Origin of the sequence: Azospirillum brasilense, assembly GCF_007827815.1 — a bacterium.
GTDB lineage: Bacteria > Pseudomonadota > Alphaproteobacteria > Azospirillales > Azospirillaceae > Azospirillum > Azospirillum brasilense_C.
Window position 1 is genome coordinate 184366 of the sequence record NZ_VITH01000001.1, and the last position, 21760, is coordinate 206125.

Annotated in this window: 16 protein-coding genes; 6 read left to right on the forward strand and 10 right to left on the reverse strand. The window is 69.7% G+C overall.

Annotation, left to right across the window (positions count from 1 at the left end; genetic code table 11):
* Window positions 1-82: 82 nt before the first annotated feature.
* The 3 genes from FBZ83_RS00860 to FBZ83_RS00870 all read left to right on the forward strand — a co-directional run bounded on the left by FBZ83_RS00860 (window position 83) and on the right by FBZ83_RS00870 (window position 7109).
* Window positions 83-3427 carry a DUF2126 domain-containing protein gene (locus tag FBZ83_RS00860; protein WP_145680658.1) on the forward strand — a complete coding sequence of 1115 codons (3345 nt, stop codon included), beginning with the start codon at window positions 83-85 and terminating at the stop codon, window positions 3425-3427.
* A gap of 192 nt (window positions 3428-3619) precedes the next feature.
* Entirely contained in the window at window positions 3620-6151 is a 2532-nt protein-coding gene (locus FBZ83_RS00865; protein ID WP_145680659.1) for a circularly permuted type 2 ATP-grasp protein, read from the forward strand.
* 73 nt (window positions 6152-6224) lie between these two features.
* Window positions 6225-7109 carry a transglutaminase family protein gene (locus FBZ83_RS00870; RefSeq protein ID WP_307833702.1) on the forward strand — a complete coding sequence of 295 codons (885 nt, stop codon included), beginning with the start codon at window positions 6225-6227 and terminating at the stop codon, window positions 7107-7109.
* 157 nt (window positions 7110-7266) lie between these two features.
* On the opposite strand, the gene FBZ83_RS00875 is transcribed toward FBZ83_RS00870, so the two are convergent.
* The 3 genes from FBZ83_RS00875 to FBZ83_RS31275 form a co-directional block, all read right to left on the reverse strand.
* On the reverse strand, window positions 7267-10404 hold the full coding sequence (locus tag FBZ83_RS00875) for an efflux RND transporter permease subunit (protein ID WP_145680660.1): 3138 nt from the start codon (window positions 10402-10404) through the stop codon (window positions 7267-7269).
* Window positions 10405-10408: 4 nt separating this feature from the next.
* The gene (locus FBZ83_RS00880; protein WP_145680661.1) at window positions 10409-11539 is read right to left on the reverse strand and encodes an efflux RND transporter periplasmic adaptor subunit; all 1131 of its coding nucleotides are present in this window, start codon (window positions 11537-11539) and stop codon (window positions 10409-10411) included.
* Between the two features lie 142 nt (window positions 11540-11681).
* A complete protein-coding gene (locus tag FBZ83_RS31275) occupies window positions 11682-12050 on the reverse strand; it encodes a hypothetical protein (protein WP_186465943.1) in 369 nt (122 codons plus the stop codon).
* Window positions 12051-12216: 166 nt separating this feature from the next.
* On the opposite strand from FBZ83_RS31275, the gene FBZ83_RS00885 reads away from it, so the two are divergent.
* Window positions 12217-13032 carry a phosphodiesterase gene (locus FBZ83_RS00885; RefSeq protein ID WP_145680662.1) on the forward strand — a complete coding sequence of 272 codons (816 nt, stop codon included), beginning with the start codon at window positions 12217-12219 and terminating at the stop codon, window positions 13030-13032.
* Here FBZ83_RS00885 and FBZ83_RS00890 read toward each other — a convergent pair.
* A complete protein-coding gene (locus FBZ83_RS00890; RefSeq protein WP_145680663.1) occupies window positions 12990-13850 on the reverse strand; it encodes a glycosyltransferase family 2 protein in 861 nt (286 codons plus the stop codon). The genes FBZ83_RS00885 and FBZ83_RS00890 overlap by 43 nt on opposite strands.
* A gap of 260 nt (window positions 13851-14110) precedes the next feature.
* On the opposite strand from FBZ83_RS00890, the gene FBZ83_RS00895 reads away from it, so the two are divergent.
* Window positions 14111-14737: an ATP-dependent Clp protease proteolytic subunit gene (locus tag FBZ83_RS00895; RefSeq protein WP_114859990.1), complete on the forward strand. Its 627-nt coding sequence runs from the start codon at window positions 14111-14113 to the stop codon at window positions 14735-14737.
* Between the two features lie 97 nt (window positions 14738-14834).
* On the opposite strand, the gene FBZ83_RS31280 is transcribed toward FBZ83_RS00895, so the two are convergent.
* Both FBZ83_RS31280 and FBZ83_RS00905 read right to left on the reverse strand, forming a co-directional pair.
* Window positions 14835-15047, reverse strand: a complete 213-nt coding sequence (locus tag FBZ83_RS31280) for a hypothetical protein (RefSeq protein ID WP_186465944.1) — start codon at window positions 15045-15047, stop codon at window positions 14835-14837.
* 75 nt (window positions 15048-15122) lie between these two features.
* On the reverse strand, window positions 15123-15545 hold the full coding sequence (locus FBZ83_RS00905) for a hypothetical protein (RefSeq protein ID WP_247888079.1): 423 nt from the start codon (window positions 15543-15545) through the stop codon (window positions 15123-15125).
* Window positions 15546-15906: 361 nt separating this feature from the next.
* On the opposite strand from FBZ83_RS00905, the gene FBZ83_RS00910 reads away from it, so the two are divergent.
* A complete protein-coding gene (locus tag FBZ83_RS00910; protein ID WP_145680665.1) occupies window positions 15907-17391 on the forward strand; it encodes a tetratricopeptide repeat protein in 1485 nt (494 codons plus the stop codon).
* 4 nt (window positions 17392-17395) lie between these two features.
* On the opposite strand, the gene FBZ83_RS00915 is transcribed toward FBZ83_RS00910, so the two are convergent.
* From FBZ83_RS00915 to rnc, 4 genes are all read right to left on the reverse strand, one after another.
* Entirely contained in the window at window positions 17396-18436 is a 1041-nt protein-coding gene (locus FBZ83_RS00915; protein WP_145680666.1) for a YcjF family protein, read from the reverse strand.
* Window positions 18433-19848, reverse strand: coding sequence for a YcjX family protein (locus tag FBZ83_RS00920; RefSeq protein ID WP_145672087.1), 1416 nt, complete (start codon window positions 19846-19848; stop codon window positions 18433-18435). Before FBZ83_RS00920 ends, FBZ83_RS00915 begins: the two co-directional genes overlap by 4 nt.
* Window positions 19849-19926: 78 nt before the next feature.
* Window positions 19927-20970, reverse strand: a complete 1044-nt coding sequence (gene era / locus FBZ83_RS00925; RefSeq protein ID WP_145680667.1) for a GTPase Era — start codon at window positions 20968-20970, stop codon at window positions 19927-19929.
* The gene (gene rnc / locus FBZ83_RS00930) at window positions 20963-21712 is read right to left on the reverse strand and encodes a ribonuclease III (RefSeq protein WP_145680668.1); all 750 of its coding nucleotides are present in this window, start codon (window positions 21710-21712) and stop codon (window positions 20963-20965) included. The genes era and rnc overlap by 8 nt, the downstream gene beginning before the upstream one ends.
* Between the last annotated feature and the right edge of the window lie 48 nt (window positions 21713-21760).

Sequence of the window (21760 nt, forward strand, 5' to 3'; positions counted from 1 at the left end):
AACTCTTCGATGGTACTATGCCCTTGACCGTGCGGCGGAGAGCCGCAGGGGACCGGCCAGCGCAGACAACGGGTGGAACTTCATGGCGATCCACGTCGCTCTCAACCACAAGACCGTCTACCGTTACGACCGTTTGGTCAATCTGGGGCCACAGATCATCCGGCTCCGCCCGGCCCCCCACTGCCGCACCCCGATCCTCAGCTATTCGCTGCGCGTCACCCCGAAGCATCATTTCCTGAACTGGCAGCAGGACCCGCAGTCCAACTATCAGGCCCGTTTCGTCTTCCCGGAGAAGACCCGCGAATTTGTGATCGAAGTCGATCTCGTTGCGGAGATCGCGGCGATCAACCCGTTCGACTTCTTCCTTGAGGAGAAGGCCCAGACCATCCCCTTCGCCTACGAACCCTGGCTGGAGCGCGAGCTGCGCCCCTATCTGGAGGTCGAGGAGCCGGGGCCGCTGCTGGCCGACTACATGACCGGCATTTCGCGGGAGCCGGCGGCGTCGATCAATTTTCTGGTCGACATCAACCAGCGGCTCCAGAAGGACATCGGCTACGTCATCCGCCTGGAGCCCGGCATCCAGACCTGCGAGGAGACGCTGGGCAAGCGCACCGGCTCCTGCCGCGATTCGGCGTGGCTGCTGGTGCAGATCCTGCGCAACCTCGGTCTCGCCGCGCGGTTCGTCTCCGGCTACCTGATCCAGCTCACCGCCGACCAGAAGGCGCTCGACGGACCGTCCGGTCCCGAAGAGGACTTCACCGACCTGCACGCCTGGACCGAGGTGTTCCTGCCCGGCGCCGGCTGGGTCGGCCTCGACCCCACCTCGGGCCTGCTGGCCGGCGAGGGCCACATCCCGCTGGCCTGCACGCCGGACGCCTCCTCGGCCGCCCCGATCTCCGGCCTCATCGACGAGTGCGAGGTGGAGTTCGGACACGAGATGTCGGTCACCCGCATCTACGAGGCACCGCGCGTCACCAAGCCCTACACCCCCAAGCAGTGGGCGGGCATCGAGGCGCTGGGCCACCGCATCGACGAGGAGCTGACCGCCGGCGACGTGCGCCTGACCATGGGCGGCGAGCCGACCTTCGTGTCGATCGACGACATGGACGGGGCGGAGTGGAACACCACCGCGCTCGGGCCCAACAAGCGCAAGATGGCCGCCGACCTCGTGCACCGGCTGGCCAACCGCTTTGCGCCGGGCGGGCTGCTGCATTTCGGCCAAGGCAAATGGTATCCCGGCGAATCGCTGCCGCGCTGGGCGATGACCGTTTACTGGCGCCGCGACGGCGAGGCGCTGTGGGCGAACAGCGACCTGCTGGCCCGCGAGGACACCGACTACGGCCACACGGCGGAGGACGCCGGCGCCTTCCTGGTCACGCTGGCCAAGAAGCTGGGGCTCGACCCGGCGCTGGTGCTCGCCGCCTATGAGGACCCCTGGCACTACCTGCGCCGCGAATCGCTGCTGCCGGTCAACGTCGATCCGCTGGACAGCAAGCTGGAGGACAAGGAGGAGCGCGCGCGCCTCGCCCACGTCTTCACCCGTGGGCTGAACGAGCCGGTGGGTTTCGCCCTGCCGATCAACCGCAAGATGACTCAGCAGGGGCCGGTGTGGCTGTCCAGCGCGTGGCCGCTGCGCCAGGAACGGCTGCTGCTGATGCCGGGCGACAGCCCGGTCGGCTACCGCCTGCCGCTCGGCTCGCTGCCCTGGGTATCGCCGCAGGACTATCCCTACTCCTGGGAGACCGACCCGTTCGAGGAGCGGGCGCCGCTGCCGCCCAACCGGGTGCCGCTGCGCCAGCACGCGCTGCGCGAGGAGGCCGGGCGCCAGGACGCCTCCCGGCGGAACGAGCGCGTCCAGCGCGCCATGGCCGAGGTGCGCAGCGAAATGCCGGAGCACGGCAAGTCCGCCTGGTGGGTGGTCCGCACCGCCCTGACCTGCGAGGCGCGCAACGGCCGCATCCACCTGTTCCTGCCGCCGATGAACACGCTGGAGGACTATCTGGCGATGCTGGCGGAAATCGAGGCGACGGCGCTCGAACTGGACATGCCGGTGGTGATCGAGGGCTACCAGCCGCCGAAGGACCCGCGCCTGAACTCGCTGGCCGTCACCCCCGACCCCGGCGTGATCGAGGTGAACATCCACCCCTCGCACAACTGGGACGAGCTGGTCCGCAACACGCTGGAGCTTTACGAGGACGCCCGCCAGTCGCGGCTGGGCGCCGAGAAGTTCATGATCGACGGGCGCCACTGCGGCACCGGCGGCGGCAACCACGTGGTGATGGGCGGCGCCACCGCGGCGGACAGCCCCTTCCTGCGGCGGCCCGACATGCTGCGCAGCCTGATCACCTTCTGGCAGAACCACCCGTCGCTGTCCTACGCCTTCTCCGGCCTGTTCATCGGCCCGACCAGCCAGGCGCCGCGCGTGGACGAGGCCCGCGACGACGCGCTCTACGAGCTGGAAATCGCCTTCAACCAGATCGACAAGGCCGCCGCGACCGGCGATTGCCCGCCCTGGATGGTCGACCGCGTGCTGCGCAACCTGCTGACCGATGTGCAGGGCAACACCCACCGGGCCGAGTTCTGCATCGACAAGCTCTACTCCCCGGACAGCTCCACCGGGCGGCTCGGGCTGGTCGAGTTCCGCGCTTTCGAGATGCCGCCGCACGCGGAGATGAGCCTGACCCAGCAGCTTCTGCTGCGCGCCCTGGTCGCGCGCTTCTGGAAGGCGCCTTACAAGGGCAAGCTGGTGCGCTGGGGCACGGAGCTGCACGACCGCTTCATGCTGCCCTACTTCGTGCAGCAGGATCTGGCGGACGTCGTCGCCGATCTGCGCGACCATGGCTATCCCATCGAGGAGCGCTGGTTCGACCCGCACATGAACTTCCGCTTCCCGGTCTACGGCCACGTCAACCAGCGCGGCATCGCGCTGGAACTGCGCATGGCGCTGGAGCCGTGGAACGTCCTGGGCGAGGAGCCGGGCGGCGGCGGCACCGTGCGCTACGTCGACAGCTCGGTCGAACGGGTGCAGGTGCGGGTCACCGGCCTGACCGACGCGCGCTACGCCATCACCTGCAACGGCCGCCGCGTGCCGCTGATCCCCACCGGGACGGAGGGCGAGTTCGTCGCCGGCGTGCGGTACCGGGCGTGGCAGCCGCCCTCCTGCCTGCACCCGACCATTCCGGTGCACACGCCGCTGGTCTTCGACATCCTGGACCTGTGGGCGGGTCGCTCCATCGGCGGCTGCACCTACCACGTCATGCATCCGGGCGGGCGCAACTACGACACCTTCCCGGTCAACGCCAACGAGGCGGAAGGGCGGCGCCTCGCCCGCTTCTTCCCCTTCGGCCACACCCCCGGCCCGATGGACAGCCCGGCGGAGGAGCGCAACCCGCAGTTCCCGATGACCCTGGATCTGCGGCGCGGCTGATCGGTCCTCCCCTTCCCCCGGCCGGAATACGCCTTTCGGCCGGGGTCCGCCGATGCGCCGCTTGCATCGGCGGGGGCGGGCGTTCACACTTGCTGCGCATTGCACCGCCGTGAACGTACGATCCGAACCTTGGCCGACCGCGAATCCCCCTTTCTTGACCCCAGCGCGCCCCCTCCTCCGGGGCTGCGGCCGGTGCCGTTCCTCCAGGGGTCGCTGTTCGGCGAGGCCGACGCCATGGGTTACGGCCGCGGCGAGGTCTATGACGAGATGGTCACCGGCCAGGGGCGCCTGCGCCCGCACTGGCAGACCTTCATGGGCACGCTGGGCCCCCTCGACCCGGAGCTGATGGCCGAGCGCTGGGAGGAGGCGCGGCGCCTGCTCCACCAGAACGGCGTCACTTACAACATCTATGGCGATCCCAAGGGGATGGAGCGGCCCTGGCCGCTCGACATGGTGCCGCTGCTGATCCCCTCCCACGAGTGGAAGGCGGTCGAATCGGGCCTGATCCAGCGCGCCACGCTGCTGAACGCGGTGCTGGCCGACATCTACGGGCCGCAGACCCTGACGCGCAGCGGGCGGCTGTCCCCGTCGGTGATCCACGCCGACCCCGGATTCCGCCGCGCCGTGCACGGCATCCCGGTGCCCAACGACATCCACCTGCATTTCTACGCCGCGGACCTCGCCCGCGCGCCGGACGGGCGCTGGTGGGTGCTGTCCGACCGCACCCAGGCGCCGAGCGGCAGCGGCTACGCGCTGGAGAACCGGGCGGTGCTGGCGAAGGTGCTGCCGGACAGCTTCCGCCACTGCCAGGTGGAACACCTCACGCCCTTCTTCGAGGCGTACAAGGAAACGCTGCTGTCGCTGAGCCCGCGCCGCGACCAGCCGCGGATCGTCCTGCTGACGCCCGGCCCTTACAACGAAACCTATTTCGAGCACGTCTATCTGGCCCGCTACCTCGGCATCACGCTGGTGGAGGGGGCAGACCTGACCGTGCGCGACCGTCAGGTCTATCTGAAGACCCTGTCGGGGCTGGAGCCGGTGGACGTCATCCTGCGCCGCCTGGACGCCGACTTCGCCGATCCGCTGGAGCTGCGCGCCGACAGCTCGCTGGGCGTGGCCGGTCTGATCGAGGCGGTGCGCGCCGGCAACGTCGTCGTGGCCAATTCCCTCGGCTCCGGCTTCCTGGAATCCATGGCGGTCAAGCCGTCGCTGCCCATGCTCTGCCGCCATCTTCTGGGCGAGGAGCTGAAGATGCCCGGCGTCGCCGTCTGGTGGTGCGGCAACGACGATGAGCGCGCCTACGTCATCGAGCATCTGGACGGGCTGGTGGTGAAGCCGGCCTTCCCGTCCCTGTCCTTCGAGCCGATCTTCGGCGCCGACCTGTCGTCGGCGGAGCGCGCCGCCCTGGTCGAGCGCATCAAGGCCCGCCCCTGGTGCTACGTCGCGCAGGAGCGGCTGGCCCTGTCCACCGCACCGCTCTGGCAGGGCGGACGGCTGCAGCCGCGCCCGCTCGTGCTGCGCGTCTTCCTCTGCGCCCGGCCGGACGGCAGCTACACCGTCATGCCCGGCGGCCTCACCCGCGTGTCCACCGAATCCGGGAAGCTGGTCGTCTCCATGCAGCGGGGCGGCGGCAGCAAGGACACCTGGATCCTCTCCGGGCGCCGGGCCGAGGCCACACCGGCGACGCCGCGCCCGCAGCCGGCCCAGGAACCGCAGCCGGTGCCCAAGGCGGCCTCCGCCGACCTGCCCAGCCGGGTGGCCGACAGCCTCTACTGGCTGGGCCGCTACGCGGAGCGGTCGGAGGGCACGGTGCGCCTGCTCCGTTCCACCCATTCCCGCCTGACCGACGGCAACGTGCCGGGGGCGTCGCTCCAGCTCCGCCCGCTGCTCCATCTGATGGCCTGGGAGGGCATGATCCCCTGGGACCTGACGCGGGTCACGTCGCTCGGCGGCGGACGAGCGCTGCGGACGGCGCTCTACAGCTCGGTCGTCGATCCGGACCATCCAAACAGCCTGCGCGCCCAGGTGCAGCGGGTGCACCGCACCGCCTATTCGGTGCGCGACCGCCTGTCGCTCGACATGTGGCGGGTGGTGACGATGCTGGAGCGGCAGAGCCAGCCGCCTGCGCACAAGCTCGACGCCGCCGCCATGCTGCTGCGGCTGGACGACCTGATGACCTGCCTTGCCGCCATCGCCGGGCTGGAGCAGGAGAGCATGACGCGCGGCCAGGGCTGGCGTTTCCTCGACATCGGCCGGCGCATCGAACGGGCGCTCCACATCATTTCGGTGATGCGCGGCATTCCGGTCCACACGCTCGACCGCCAGGATGAGCCGGTCCAGGTGGCGACGCTGAGCGTGCTGTTGGAACTGGGGGAAAGCGTGATGACCTACCGGTCCCGCTACCTGACCAGCGTGCGCCGCCGCCCGGTTCTGGAATTGCTGCTGGCCGACGAGTCCAACCCGCGCGCGCTGGATTTCCAGTTGGCGGCGCTGGAACGGCACGTCGCCGCCCTGCCCAGCGGGTCGCAGGCCGTGCCGGGCGACACGGCGGCCTCGGCCCGCTCGATCCTCGGCGCCGCCCGCGCCTCGCTGCGTGCGCCGGACGCGCTGGAGTCGGGGACCGCCCTGCACACGCTGCTGGACACGCTCGCCTTGTCGCTGCCCGAGATTTCCAACCTCCTGACCCACGCCTATTTCAGCCATGCCTTTGCCCGACCGGCCTGACCTCTCCCCGACCGTGGCCGGCGCGGCCCCCGCTGACGATCACTCCGGCGACGGATTCGGCGTGTGCTTTCGCGTGCGCCACACGACCCGCTACGACTATGCGGAGGACGTGTCGGTGTCGCACCATCTGCTGCACCTGACCGCCCGTCCGCACCCGCGCCAGCGCGTCCACCACAGCGCGCTGACCATCGTGCCGGCGCCGGCGGTGCAGTCGTCCCACACCGACTATTTCGGAAACACCGTCACCTACGTCGCGATGCAGGAGCCGCACCGGCACCTGATCGTCACCGCGGAGAGTGAAGTGGAGGTCGGCCCGCCGCCGCCGCTGGACGCCGCCGCGACGCCATCCTGGGAAAGCGTGCGGGACTCGCTGGGCGGCCTGAGCGGGCCGGAGGACGGGGCGGAGGTGGTTCAGTACCGCTTCGACAGCACACTGGCGGCGGCCAGCCCGACGCTGCACGACTACGCCGCCCAGTCCTTCACGCCCGGCCGGCCGTCCGCGGAGGCCGCGCTGGACCTGATGCGGCGCATCCACGACGACTTCACCTTCGATCCGGCTGCGACGACGATCGCCACCCCGCTGGCCGAGGTGATGCGGCACCGCCGCGGAGTCTGCCAGGACTTCGCCCACATCGTGGTCGGCTGCGTGCGCGCCATGGGGTTGCCCGCCCGCTACGTCTCCGGTTATTTGCGCACCCTGCCGCCGCCGGGCCGGCCGCGTCTGGTCGGCGCCGACGTCAGCCACGCCTGGGCGTCCGTCTGGTGCGGCGCCGAGGCCGGTTGGATCGACGTCTGCCCAACCAACGCGCGCCGCGCCGACCAGGACTTCATCACCATCGCCTGGGGCCGCGACTACGACGACGTCAGCCCCGCCCGCGGTGTCCTGATGGGGGCCGCCGGCCACACGCTGTCCGTCAGCGTCGATGTGGAACCGCTGAACGGGCTCGGGGCGCCCTGATGTCCTTTCAACCCTCTCCCCACCGGGGAGAGGGTGGCCCGGAGGGCCGGTGAGGGGGTTGCGCTTTTGCCGGACGTACTGCCACGCGCAACCCCCTCACCCTAACCCTCTCCCCAGAGGAGAGAGGGGATTTGCGATGAACCCCAATGCTTGGCGGTCACTCCGCCGGCTGCGGGTGCGCGCCTGTGGGCGGATGGCCGGTCGGGTGGCTGGCGGAGCCGTCCACCGCCGGGAGGGGCTTCTTCTTGGCGATGTAGCTGTAGACCGTCGGCACCACGAACAGCGTCAGGAAGGTGCCCAGCAGCATGCCGCCGACGATCACCGCGCCGATGGCCTGCCGGCTCTCCGCGCCGGCCCCATGGGCGTTGGCGAGCGGCACGGCGCCCAGCACCATGGCGCCCGTGGTCATCAGGATCGGGCGAAGGCGCAGCACGGCGGCCTCCTCCACCGCCTTGCGGATGTCCACCCCCTCGCGCTGGAGCTGGTTGGCGAACTCCACGATCAGGATGCCGTGCTTGGTGATGAGGCCAACGAGGGTCACCAAGCCGATCTGGCTGTAGACGTTCATCGTCCCGCCGGTGAAATGCAGGGCGGCCAGCGCGCCGGTCATCGACAGCGGCACCGTCAGCATGATCACGAAGGGGTCGATGAAGCTTTCGAATTGCGCCGCCAGCACCAGATAGATGAAGGCCAGCGCCAGGATGAAGACGAAGTACAGGCCCGTCGCCGATTCCCGGAACTCGCGGCTCTGCCCCGCATAGTCGGTCTGGGCGGTGGCCGGCAGCACGCGGTTCGCCGCCTCTTGGAGATAGCCCAGCGCCTCGCCCAGCGAGGTGCCCGGCGCCAATGTGGCGGTGATGGTGACGGAGCGCAGCTTGTTGAAGTGGTTCAGCTCCTTGGGCGCCACCCGCTCCTCGATGCGGACGAGGTTGGCGAGCGAGATCATCGCCCCGGTGCTGGTGGCGACCCCGGCCTCCGCCGCCATGGTCGGCGTGCCGCGGACGTAGATGGAGGCGATGTCGTCCGGGTTGCGGCGGTCGACGTCGCCGACCTGCACCACGACGTCGTACTGCTTGCCCTCCTTCTTGAAGCGGGTGACCTGCCGCCCGCCCAGCAGGGTTTCCAGCGTCCGGCCCACCGTCTCCACATCCACTCCGAGGTCGGCGGCCTTGTCGCGGTCGATGGTGATGCGCAGCTCCGGCTTGTTCAGCTTGAGGTCGGTGTCGAGGTTGGTCAGGCCGGGGAACTTCCGCGCTTCGGCCATCAGCCCGTCGACCATCTTCTGAAGCTCGTCGTAGGGAAGCGAGCTTTGGATGACGAAGTTGACCGGCTTGTCCACCGGGCTCTGGCCCAGCGAGGGCGGGTTGGTGACGAAGGCGAGGATGCCGGGGATGCCGAACATCTTGGGGAAAAGCTGGGCGGTGATCGCCTGCTGCTTCACGTCGCGCTCGTCCCAGTCGATCAGGCGGACGAAGGATATGCCTTGATTGACCACCGGGAAGCCGACCACGACGAAGAACTTCTCGACGATGGGGATCTGGCGGAACAGGTCCTCCATCCGCTTGGCGTAGCTCTCCGTGTAGTCGAGCGTCGAGCCCTCCGGCGCGATGGCGATGCCGACGATGGTGCCGCGGTCCTCGACCGGCGCCAGTTCCGACTTCAGCCCGGTGAACAGCGTGTAGCTGAGCCCCGCCACCACCGCGCCGACCAGCAGCACCAGCGGGCGCGCCTTCAACGACACGCGGAGGATGGACCGGTAGCCGTTGGTCAGCCCGTTCAGCAGCCGCTCGATGGCGTTGTAGAGCGCGTTGTGCTTGGTCTGGTGCTTCAGCAGCTTGGAGCACATCATCGGCGACAGCGTCAGGGCCACGAATCCCGACACGATCACCGCCCCCGCCAGGGTCAGGGCGAATTCGGAGAAGAGACGGCCGGTGCGCCCGGTCATGAAGCCGATGGGCGCGTAGACCGCGGCCAGCGTGATGGTCATCGCGATGACCGCGAAGCCGATCTCCCGCGACCCCTGCAAGGCCGCCTGGAAGGGCGGCACGCCTTCCTCGATGTGGCGGTAGATGTTTTCCAGCATCACGATGGCGTCGTCGACGACGAGGCCGATGGCCAGCACCATGGACAGCAGCGTCAGCGTGTTGACCGAGAAGCCGAAGGCGTACATCAGCGCGAAGCCGCCGATCAGCGACACCGGGATGGTCACCAGCGGCACCAGCGTGGCGCGGAAGCTGCGCAGGAACACGAAGATGACCAGCACGACCAGGACGATGGCCTCGAAGATCGTGCTGAACACCGCGTCGATGGACTTGGCGATGAAGACGGAGCTGTCATAGCCGACATCCACCCCCATGCCGTCGGGCAGGGCGGCGCGGATCTTCGGCAGCGCCTCGTTCACCGCCTTGGAGACGTCCAGCGGGTTGGCGGTGGACTGCTTGACCACGCCGATGGCGACGGCGCCGCGCCCGTTGAAGCGGGCGCTGACCCGCTCGTCCCGCGCCCCCAACTCGGCCCGGCCGACGTCCTTCAGCCGGACCAGATAGCCGCCGTCGTCGCGCAGGATGATGCGGTCGAACTCCTCCGGTGTGCGCAGGTCGGTCTCGGAGACGACGGTGAACTCCCGCGCCTTGCTCTCGACGCGGCCCGCCGGAATCTCGACGTTCTGCTTGCGCAGCGCGTTCTCCACATCCTGCGGAGTGACCCGGTAGGCGGCCATGCGCTGCGGGTCGAGCCACAGCCGCATGGCGAAGCGCCGCTCGCCGAAGATGCGCACCTGGGCGACGCCGGGCAGATTCTGCAGCCGGTCCTTGACGTAGCGGTCGGCGAAGTCCGTCACGTCCAGCGGCGAATGGCGGTCGGAGGAGAAGGCCAGATAGATGATCGGCTGCGCGTCGGCCTCCACCTTCGCGATGACCGGCTCGTCGATCTCGTTGGGAAGCTGGGCGCGCACGCGGCCGACGCGGTCGCGCACGTCGCTGGCCGCCGTGTCGACGTTGCGGTCCAGGCGGAAGCGCAGGGTGATCTGGCTCTTCTCGGCGCGGCTGATCGAGGACATCACGTCGATGCCCTCGATGCCCGACAGCGAGTCCTCCAGGATCTGGGTGACCTGGCTTTCGATGATCTCGGCCGACGCGCCCTTGTAGGTGGTCTCCACCGTGACGACGGGCTCGTCGATCTTCGGGTATTCGCGCACCGACAGGCGCTGGTACGACACAATGCCGATCAGCATGAGCGCGAGGCTCATGACCGTCGCCAGGACGGGCCGGCGGATGGAGATGTCGGAGAGGACCATCGGCTCAGCTCCCCGCCGGCTTGTTGTTGACGACCATCACCGGGGCGCCGTCGCGGATCTTCAGCTGACCGGCGGTCACCACCACGTCGCCGGGCTGCAGGCCCGCGGTGATCTCCACCTCGGCGTTGCGGCGCTCGCCCAGCGTGACGGTGGTCTGCACCGCCTTGCCCTCCACCACCTTGAAGACGAACTGTTTGTTGCCGAAGGCGCTGACCGCCTGCTCGGGCACCAGCACGGCGTTTGGGGTCTGGTCCAGCGTCAGGGCCACCCGGGCGAACAGGCCGGGGCGCAGGGCGCCGTCGCTGTTGGGGACGCGGGCACGGATCACCACGGCGCGGCCGTTCACGTCAACCAGCGGGTCGATGGCGTAGACCGTGCCGTCGAAGGTCCGCCCACCGAAGGAGTCCACGGCGACCTTCAGAGTCTGGCCGGTGCGGACGGTCGGCAGATACAGCTCCGGCACCCGGAAATCGAGCTTCAGGATCTCGATGGCCTCCAAGTTCACGATGTCCTTGCCCGCCGCCACGACGTCGCCCACCGAGACCTTGCGCAGGCCCAGCACGCCGTCGAATGGGGCGGTCAGGGTCAGCTTCTCCAACTGCGCCTTGGCGAGTTGGACCGCCGCCTCGTCGGACTGGAGCTTGGCGAGCGCCTGCTCGCGGTTGCGGGCTGGGCCGGTGCGCTGGCGGTACAGCTCGTCGGCGCGGGCCAGCTCGGCACGGGAAAAGGCGATGCTCGCCTGCGCCTGGGCCAGCGTGGCGCGGGCGATGGAGTCGTCGAGCCGGATCAGCACCGCGCCCTTCTTCACCGCCTGCCCTTCCAGGAAGGCGATCTCGGAGACCTTGCCTGCCACCTCGGGCCGGATGACCACCGATTCGCTGGACAGCAGCGAGCCGACCGCGGTGACCTGACGCGACACGGTGCCAATCTTGACCGGCAGTGCCTCCACCGGCATCGGCGGCGCGCCGCCCGGCGGTCCGCCCGCCGCCGGACCCGCGGAGGCGCCGCCGGGGGACGGAACCTTGCCGGCAAGCAGCGTGTTGATGGTTCCGCCCTGCTTGACGAAGTACCAGTAGGCGCCGCCGCCGAGTGCGACCAGAACCAGAAGGGCGACGATGCGAAGCGTGTGGCGCATGGATACGGAACCCGCACAGGCCCGCCGGCCCGCCAGGCGGGCGCGCGGGGCGTTTCGTGTCAACCGGGCCGCTGTGAGGGGCGGACGGTAAACTAAACTATATCGTTCAGTTCAGTTCCGGAGTCGAGACGGTTGCAAGGGTTCAGGCGCGGGAGTGCGGAGGATCGGGTTGCACAACCCGGCCCTTCTCCATCTCCAACCGCGCGCCATCGGGAAGAATCACCGTCAAATCAGCGGGTTGACCGGGGCCGACCGCGGTGCAGCCACCGCGCGGGAGAACCGGCCCGCCATCGAGGCACAGGCCGGGCGCGCAACAGGGCGCCTCGCCCGCCGGTAGAACCGCACGAATCCGATCGCCTTCGATGCGAACATCGGCCAGCAGGGCGCCGTCCGCTCCGGGTGGCGGGGCGCCCTCGCCGAGGTCCGGGGAGGCGATGCGGGCGCGCTTCAGCCAGAACTTCCCGGACGCCAGCAACCGTGCGAGCAGGCAGGAGGAGGTGGACGCGCTCATTCCCCGATCCGATGCTGTGGCGGCGATACGGTCGTTCGGCCGATGGCTCAGCCTGTCACGGAAGCGTAAAGGAAGTTTTGCTCCGGTTGGACTCTTGAAGACATCCGGGAAATCGGCGATGTGACAATCCTTGGTCCTCCGACCCTCGCGTCCCCAGGGGTGCCCGATGCTGATCGCCCAGATGTCCGACCTGCATGTCACGGCCCCCGGCACCGCCCCGACGACCGGTTACGACACCAACACCCGGCTCGCTGCCGCGGTGGCCCACCTCAACGCGCTGGTGCCGCGCCCCGACCTCGTCCTGATCACCGGCGACCTCGTCAACGGGCCGAAACCCGGCGAGTACGAGACGCTGTCCGCTCTGCTGGAACCGCTCGCCATTCCCTTCCGCGTGCTGCCAGGCAACCACGACGACCGCGCGGAACTGCGCCGGACCTTCGCCGGCCGCGGCTGGATGCCCATGGAGGGTCCCTTCCTCCATTATGCCATCGAGGAGTTTCCGGTCCGCATCCTGATGCTCGACTCGGTCGTTGCCGGATCGGCGGTGGGCGGCCTGTGCGCCGACCGGCTGTCCTGGCTGGCGGAGCGTCTGGCCGAGCAGCCGGAGCGGCCGACGGTGCTGGCGCTGCACCACCCACCCTTCGACACCGGGCTGGCCTTCCTGGACACGCTGCGCTGCCTGGAGGGCGCGGAGGAGTTGGGGCGGCTGGTGCGCAGCCATCCGAACATCCGGGCCGCCCTGTGCGGCCACACCCATCGCCAGACCGCGGTCGCCTGGAACGGAGCGCACGGTTATGTCGCGCCGTCGGTGGCCTACCAGATCGCCCTGGACCTCGCGCCGGAGCCGCCCTACCGCTGGACGGACGAGCCGTCCGCGCTCGCCCTCCACCTGTTCCGTCCGGACGGATCGGTGGTCACGCATCTCAGCGTGATCGGCGACTACCCCGGCCGGGAGTTTTCCCGCAAAGCCAGGAACTCCTGAAAATTGGCGCAGCGTCCGGCGGCCTGCGCGGCCATGTAGGCGGCGTTCAGGGCGCGCTTGGCGCCCAGGGCGGCGGCGAAGCGGTGGCGCAGCGCGGCGTCGGCGATCCGCAAGCCGTCGGCGGACAGACGGTCGAGCACGTGGCGATAGCAGAGTTCGGCCCGCGTCCCGCTGTCGGCGGAACAGGTGATCGACCCCTCCCGCTGGCGGTATTCGTAGAGCGGCTCCAGCACGAGCGGCAGTCGGCCCACCCGGTCGAGGACCTGGATGTTGAAGACCACGTCGTCGCAGAAATCCACCCCCTCCTCCCAGCCGGGGACAAGGTCGCGGCGGACCACGAAGAACATCGGGACGGAGGTTTCCAGGAAGGCCGCCGCGTCCAGCGTGGCGGTTCCTGTCCCGGATGGGAACAGGGTGGAGAGCGGCGCACCGTCGCCGTCGCGCACCACCGCCACGTTGTCCGCCGCCGCCCCCTGCGCCGCCGCCAGCGGGGCCAGCCGCGCCAGCCGGTCCGGTTCGAACCGGTCGTCGGCGTCCAGCGGGGCGATCAGGGCCAAGCGCGCGCGGCGCAGCCCGGCGTTGCGCGCCGCCGGGGCGCCGGACCCGACGCGGCCGGTTCCGGTGAAGGTCAGGCGCGAGTCGGTGATGCCGGCGGCTTCCAGGACCGCGCGGTAGTCGGCGCCGTCGTCGCTGACCACCACCGCTTGCCAGTGGGAAAAGCTCTGCGCCAGAAGGCTGGACACGGCGCGGGCGATGGTGAATTGCGCCCGGTAGGCCGGAATGATGACCGAGACGCCGCCACCGCTGTCCCTTTCCATGCACCGCCCCCGATTGTGCAAGTGGCAGTGTGCCTCTCCTTCCCGATGGTCGGCAAGCGGCGATCCGCACCGATGCGGCCAGCCTGAGCGCGACTATGACGATCCGGGGGTGGGATTTGGCGTCGCGGCCCGTTGAACAAGGAACCGATACGGGCTATGTGGAGAAACGAGTGGCGTGGTTCGGTCCCCATCCGACATCCCAGGCCCCCGCAAGCCAAAGCCCCCCGGTAGACACGCCGACCTCAGGGAGTTCAAAAACGATGGCGCAAGACGGATACACCCGCTTCGACGACGAACCCGAGCAGGAGCCGGACGAGAAGTCGAAGGAAAGCGCCCCGCCGCCGTTCGCTGCCGTGCAGTCGAACCTGTTCAAGGCGCGCACGGTGCTGATCTTCGGGCAGATCGACATGAAGCTGGCGCAGGCCGTCTCGGCCCAGCTGCTGGCTCTGTCCCACGAGAGCAACGACGACATCACGGTCGTGGTGAACTCCCCCGGCGGCCACGTCGAGGCGGGCGACACCATTCACGACATGATCCGCTTCGTGAAGCCGCGCGTGAAGATGCTGGGCACCGGCTGGGTTGCCAGCGCCGGCTGCCACATCTTCCTGGCCGCGAAGAAGGAAGACCGCTACTGCCTCCCGAACACCCGCTTCCTAATCCACCAGCCGCTGGGCGGCACCGGTGGCCGGGCGACGGACATCGCCATCGAGGCGAAGGAAATCATCCGCATGCGTGAGCGGCTGAACCGCATCATCGCGCGCGAGACCGGCCAGCCGGTGGAGAAGGTGTCGAAGGACACCGATCGGAACTACTGGATGCTGGCCGACGAAGCCCGCGAGTACGGCATCGTCAGCCACGTCATCGACACCTTCGACGAGCTGAAGTAAGCGGTCCTCCGGAACGCACGAAGCCCCTCTCCAGCGAGAGGGGCTTTTTTTATGGCCGCGGCGTGGCTGGAACGATCGAGCCCGTCGGCTCAGCCGCTCACACGACGATGTTGAGATTCTGCCCGCGCGTGGCCGTGACGTTCCCGCCGGCCGACGCGCCGTCCGAGCCGCCCTGGAGCAGCGTGGCGATCGCTTGGTCCTGCTGCTGCGCGGTCTGGTTCAGCGTCTTAACGCCGAAGTCGATCTGGCCCTGCGCCTGCCGCAAGCCGACCGCGGCACCCAGGGTGGAGGAGGAGATGTCGAGACCCATCGGAGGATGCCTTCACAGAAAACAGGCGGCCCAAGGAAACAGGCGAACGGCGCCCTGTTGTCCGCATCGCGCCGGTCAGATGACCACGTTTACGGAACCGGCCCCCGCCGAGGGAGCGGCCGCCGCGTGGGCCACCATCGGGGTCGAGGCTACCACCGGCGAGGCGTGCGCGGAAGTCCCCTGTGACGGGCTGGTGCGGCCTCCGCCGGCCCCGGAGTGGCCCGCAGCCCAACGGTGCACGGGCGAGCCGTTGGCGGAGGCTCCGCCCTGGCCCGCGCCGTTCGGCTGGTCCTGGCCGTCCGAACCGCCAACCAGAAGCTCAAGCGACGCCTTGCCGCTCTTCCGGTCCTTCTGCGCCTCGCGGTACTGGCGCAGCGCCGCCTCGGTCGGGATCTGGTCGAGGGTCGCGCCGTCCTCCGGGCTGCGGAACAGCAGCACCAGCCGCGACGCGTCGGCATCGTAGCGGTAGGCGGTCTTCGTGTAGCGTCCGGACAGCAAGGTTTCGGACTGCCCGGTGGCCGGGTCCCCCCTAGAGGGAGTCCCGGTGTCGGCCGCGTTATCAACAGCGTCGCTGTTGCGGGCCGTCATGAAGGCCAACGGCCTTGCAGCCGTTGCGGTGGCGAGGGCCACGTTCATGACATTACACCGATGGTTGGACAATCCAGATCATATATTGCAGCCGCACTCGTGCATTGTAAAGGGTTCGTTCACCTTTTTTCCGGCTAGTCCGAAGGGCGGGCGCCCACAGGCTGTTTGCAGCACCAAGGTTTCGCATTCCAGGACCATCGGGACCGCTCCCCACCCTTTCTCACAGCCGTGACACTTGCGGAGGGGCGCCGGGGTGCTTAAGCCTGTAGGCATGGTTACGATCGCGGAAGCGCTGGCGCTCGCCCTGGAGCATCACCTGGCCGGCAGGCTGGCCGAGGCCCAGCAGCTCTACCACCGCATCCTGGATGTGGACCCGGACCAGCCGGACGCCCTGCATTTCCTGGGGGTTCTGGCCGGACAGGTGGGGGAGCAGGCGCTCGGCCTGCAACTCATCGCCCGCGCCATCGCCCAGCGGCCCGAGGCGTCGGACATGCACGCCAACAGCGGCAACATCCGCCGCTCCTCGGGACAACCGGAGGCGGCGGTGGAGGATTACCGGCACGCCGTCGCCCTCCAGCCGGATTTCGCCGAGGCCTGGACCGACATGGCAAACGCCCTGCGCAGCCTGGGCCGCTCCGCCGGAGCCATCATGGCGCTGGAACGCGCCGTCGCGTCCGCTCCCGGCCTTGCCATCGCGGTGGAACGCCTGGGCGCGCTGCGTCACGAGGAGGGGCGTCTGCTGGTCGAGCAGGGGCGCGGCACCGAATCCCTGCCGCCGCTGGCCCGCGCCGCGGAACTGTTGCCGCTGGATGCCGACATCGCCTTTCTCTACGGCAACGCGCTGTTCGCCATGGGTTTGCGGGAGGATTCCACCCTCGCCTACCGCAACGCCCTGGCCATCACCCCGGATTTTCCGTCCGCCGCCGTCAATCTGGGGATCGCCCTGGGGGTCGTGGGCCGGCTGGAGGACTCCGCCCGCGCGCTGGAGCGGACCGCCCGTCTGGATCCTCGTCATCTCGACGCCATAGATCGGCTGGTCGTCGCCCTCGCCTTCCTCGGCCGGGACGACGAGGCCGCGGAATGGGGGGAGCGCGCGCTGGACCTGAAGGATCGGACGGCCATCGACACGGCCCCCACCCTGCCCCCGCTGCCCGCCCAGCCGCGCGGCGTGGAGCGACGGCACCGCAACGTCATCGCCTTCAGCCTGTGGAGCAGCCAGCCGGCCGGTGCCCACGATCCGGTCGAGATTCTGCGGCGGACCGTCGCGCTGTATCCGGGTTGGACCTGCCAAGTCTATCACGACGACGGTCTGGCCGACGACCGGTTGGCCGAGCTGGCCGCGACGGGGGCCGACCTCGTGGCGGTGACGCCCACCGCGCCGACCGGCGGCCCTTATTGGCGGCTGGCCGCCGCCGACGACCCGACGGTGGCGCGTTTCCTCTGCCGGGACTGGGACGCCCTGCCGTCCGCCGACGGAAAGGCGGCCGTCGATGCCTGGATCGCCTCCGGCCAGCCCTTCCACGTCCTGCGCGACGGGGTGCTGCACACCGAGGTGATGGCGGGCGGTCATTGGGGCGGCGTCGCCGGGCTGCTGCCCGACCTGCTGCCGCTGGCCGAGCGGCACGCCGCCGCCGAGCCGGACCGGACGCAGGATCACCGGTTCCTGCGCCGCATCGTCTGGCCGATGATCCGCGACCGCGCCCTGGTCCACGACCGGACCCACCCCCGGCACGGCCGGCCCTTTCCCACGCCGTGAGCGGCTACAGCACCTGCTTCGGCAGGGACAGCAGCTCCTTGCGGATCTGGCCCATGCTCGGCCGGTTGTCGGGACCGAAGGCGATGGGGCGGCACAGATGCATGGCGGTCAGACCGACCCGCGCGGTCAGCAGGCCGTTGATCACTCCCTGCCCCATGCGGGTGGAAATGGCCGCGGCGATGGAGCCGCCCAGCGCCTCGACGGCGACGTGGTGGGCGCTTTCCGCCACCCCGGCGACGGCGAGGTTGGCGAGCATCCGCCGCAACAGCCGCAGCGACCCGACGTAACCGGGCCGCGCGCCGTAGAGCGCCGCGATCTCGCGCACCAGTTTCAGGTTGCGCCACAGCACCACCGCGAGGTCGACGACCGCCGCCGGGCTGAGCGCCGTCGCCACCGCCGTGTCGCGCGAGGCGCGCAGGACGGTCTGGTAGGCGCGACGGTCCAGCGGCCCCATCACCTCGCGGTCGAGCAGGCGCAGGATTTCCGCGTCGTCGTGGGCGTCGGTCACATGGTCGCGCACCCGCTCCAGCGCGGGCGTCAGATCGGGACGGCCTTCGTAGAGGCGGGTCAGCGACCCGGCGAAGCGCTCGGCGTGGCCGGGCTCCCCGGCCTTGGTCACGATCTCCGTGGACAGACGCCCCGCCTCGCCGCGCAACTCCTCGATCTTGCGCAGGCGGCGCAGCGCGCGCAGTTCGCGCAGCAGCATCGCCAGCGCCGCCCCGCCCGCCACCGCCACGGCGGCGGCCACCAGCACGCCCAGCGCGGCGCTGGTGGCGAAGGCGCGGTTGAACAGGTCCCAGGTGTCGAAGCCCAGCGCGATCAGCACCAGCGCCGCGACCGACCCGGCCAGCCAGCGGCCGAACCGGCTGCGCGGCCGGTCCTCCGCCAGCAGCGCGGGCAGACGCTCCGCCGCTGAACCGGACAGGGGGCCGGCCAGGGGGCCGGCGATGATCGCCTCCTCCTCCGCCGCAGGCACGGCGGCGGCGCGGGTGGGGTCCAGCTCCATCGGCGGGACCCAGTGGCGGTCGCGCGTGCGCTCGCTCATTCCAGATAATCCCCCAGCAGGAACTGCATGGCCTGATCCAGGCGGATGTGCGGCAGACCGCGCGCCTCGCGGGCGAGGTCGGCCGGCGGCTGGAAAGCCATGAAGTTGTACGGCCGCTCCTGCCCCGGCGGAAAGTCGGCGTCCTCGGGAATCTCGCCGGGGAACAGCACGGTCGGACGGTCGCGACCGAGCGGGACGCCGCGCACGCAGCGCAGTTGCCGTCCTTCGTGCTCGGTCACCACCGTCTCGGTCGACTTCAGGGCGGCGATGGCCATGGTCTCCACCCGCGCCCCTTCGAAGCGGATGCCGGCGCGGGCGTCGGACACCAGCCGGTCCAGCAGGTGGCGCAGGCTGTTGTGCTGGTGCGAGGCGACATGGTCGGCCTTGGTCGCGGCGAACAGCACACGGTCGATCTTGCGGCCCAGCAGCCAGTCCAACCAACTGCTGGACCCGTGGCGGAAGGGCTCCAGGCTCAGTTCCAGGGCGCGCTTCATGTCCGCCATGCCGGCCGGGCCGGAGTTCAGAGCCCCCAGCACGTCGATGAGGACGATCTGGCGGTCGAGCCGGGCGAAATGCTCGGCGAAGAAGCGACGGACGACCTTGGACTTGTAGGCCTCGTAACGGTCCTCCATCAACGCCCACAGGCTGCCGCGGGTGCGCGGACGGTCGCCCGGCAGCGGGCAGAAGGTCAGCAGCGGCGCGTTCGCCATGTCCCCCGGCTCGACGAAGCGCCCCGGCTGGATCAGGCTCAGCAGATTGTCGGAGCGGCGGCAGGCGTGCAGATAGTCGGTGAACAGCGCCGCACCACGCCGCGCCTGCTCCTCCTCCGCCGGGGCCGCCGTGTCGATGGTGGCGAGCCAGCCGCGCCAGGACACCGACAGCTCGTCGCGCGGTGCCCGGCCGGCCAGCTCCAGGGTCAGCGCGCTCCATTCCGCGAAGGACTGGTGCAGCAGCGGCAGGTCGAGCAGCCATTCGCCGGGATAGTCGACGATGTCGAGATTCAGCGTGGCGACCGGCTGCACCGTGCGCTTCAGCACCGCGTTCGGGCGGTAACGCATCGACAGGCGGAGCTGGCTGATGCCCTGGGTTTCCTTGGGCCAGCGGGGAATGGGCCCGGTCAGCTCGGCCAGCCGCTGCTCGACCTCGAAACGGGGCACCTGGGCGTCGGGCTGGGGGCGCAGGCGCGACGCCTGGAAGCGCCCGGACGATACCACGTCGAGGAAGGGAAGCCGCCCGGCCTTCAGCAGGTTGTCGACCAGCGAGGTGACGAACACGGTCTTGCCGGCCCGCCGCAGACCGGTGACGCCGAGACGGACGTCCTGCTCCAGGATGCCGCCGGAAACGAGATCGCCGGCCCGCCCCAACAGGCGCGAGCCGGCGTCGTACAGGTCGTTGAAAATGGGCACGCGCACGGTCAGCCGGTCAGTGGATGGAAGGGCGCCCTTCTATATGGGGGACCGTCCGTCCACGCCTATACCCTGACCGGCGCTTTAGGAGGCCCCGAAGTCGAGGTTCCAGGCCTCGTAGCGCTCCGGATCGTTCTCCCAGTCCTCGCGCACCTTGACGAACAGCATCAGGTGGACGCGCTGCTCCAGCATCTCCTCCAGCTCGGTCCGGGCGGCCTGCCCGAGCGCCTTGATGCGGGTGCCCTGCTTGCCGAGCACGATGGCCTTCTGGCTGTCGCGCTGGACATAGACGACCTGGGAGATCTTGACCGACCCGTTCTCGAACTCCTCCCACTGCTCGGTCTCGACCGTCGCCGCGTAGGGGAGTTCCTGGTGAAGCTGCTGGAACAGCTTCTCGCGGGTGATCTCCGCCGCCAGCAGGCGCATCGGCATGTCGGAGATCTGGTCCTCCGGGTAGTGCCAGGGGCCTTCCGGCATGCGGGCGGCCAGGAAGCCGCGCAGATGCTCCACCCCGTCGCCGGTCGAGGCGGACAGCATGAAGATGTCGGTGAAGATGCCTTCCTGGTTGAAGCTGTCGGCAAGGCCCAGCAGCTTCTCGCGCGGCACGAGGTCGATCTTGTTCAGGATCAGGATGGCCTTGCGCCCCTGCTCCTTAAGGCGGGCGATGATGCCCTGGGTGTCCTGGTCGATGCCGCGGCGCGACACGTCGAACAGCAAGCCGACCAGATCGGCGTCCTCCGCCCCCTGCCAGGCCGCCGCCACCATGGCGCGGTCCAGCCGGCGCTTCGGCTTGAAGATGCCGGGGGTGTCGACGAAGATGATCTGGCTGTCGCCGGCGATGGTGATGCCGAGCACGCGCGTGCGGGTGGTCTGCACCTTGGAGCTGACGATCGACACCTTGGAGCCGACCATCGCGTTCAGCAGGGTCGACTTGCCGGCGTTGGGCGCGCCGACCAGGGCAACGAAGCCGCAGCGCGGGTTCTCGGGCACATAGACGGCCTCTTCGGCGACGGCCTCTTCGGCGCCTTCTTCAGCACCGCTGTCGGCACCCTCATCCACGCTCTCGCTCACGCCCTCGTCCTTATCGTCGAAATCGTCGTCTTCAAACTTGTCGCGGCCGTCAGTCATCGACCTGCACTCCCAATTGGCGCAGCAAGGCGCTGGCCGCTTTCCGTTCGGCGACCCGCTTGGACGGGCCGGTGGCCGTCACCGGTTCCATGCCCTTCAGCCGGACCGCGATGCGGAACACCGGCTCGTGCGCCGGGCCGCTCTGCTCGATCAGTTCATAGGTGGGGATGGGACGCTTGTTGCCCTGCGCCCATTCCTGCAACGCCGTCTTGGAATCCAACGGCGGCGGGTCCGCGCGGTCGATCTGTCCGGCCCAGGCCCCGCGGATGAAGTCCCGCGCCTTGTCCATGCCGCCGTCCAGATAGAGCGCCCCGATCACCGCCTCGCAGGCGTCGGCCAGGATGGTGCGGTTGCTGCGCCCGCCGCCCTGCGCCTCCGCCGGGGACAGGCGCAGGTAGCGCCCGAGTTGCAGCGTGTCGGCGACGCGGCTCAGCGCCTCCCGCCGGACCAGCGAGACGTGCCGCTTGGCGAGCGCGCCCTCGCGTTCGTTGGGGAAGCGCTCCAGCAACCATTCGGCGATGACGAGGCCGAGCACCCGGTCGCCCAGGAACTCCAGCCGCTCATAGGCGAGGCCGGGTCCCTGCTCGGGCCGCCCGCCGTGGGCGTTGCGCTCCAGCCCCATCAGGCTGGGATGGGTGACCGCGTCGGCCAACCGCTGCGGGTCGGCGAAGCGATGGCCGACGGCCGCGGCCAGCTCCGCTAGGTCGGCGGAATCGGCGCTCACGTCCGGATCGGACGCCATGGGGGTCCCCCGTTCTTCAGGGCTCACAATAACAAATCTCCGCGCCCC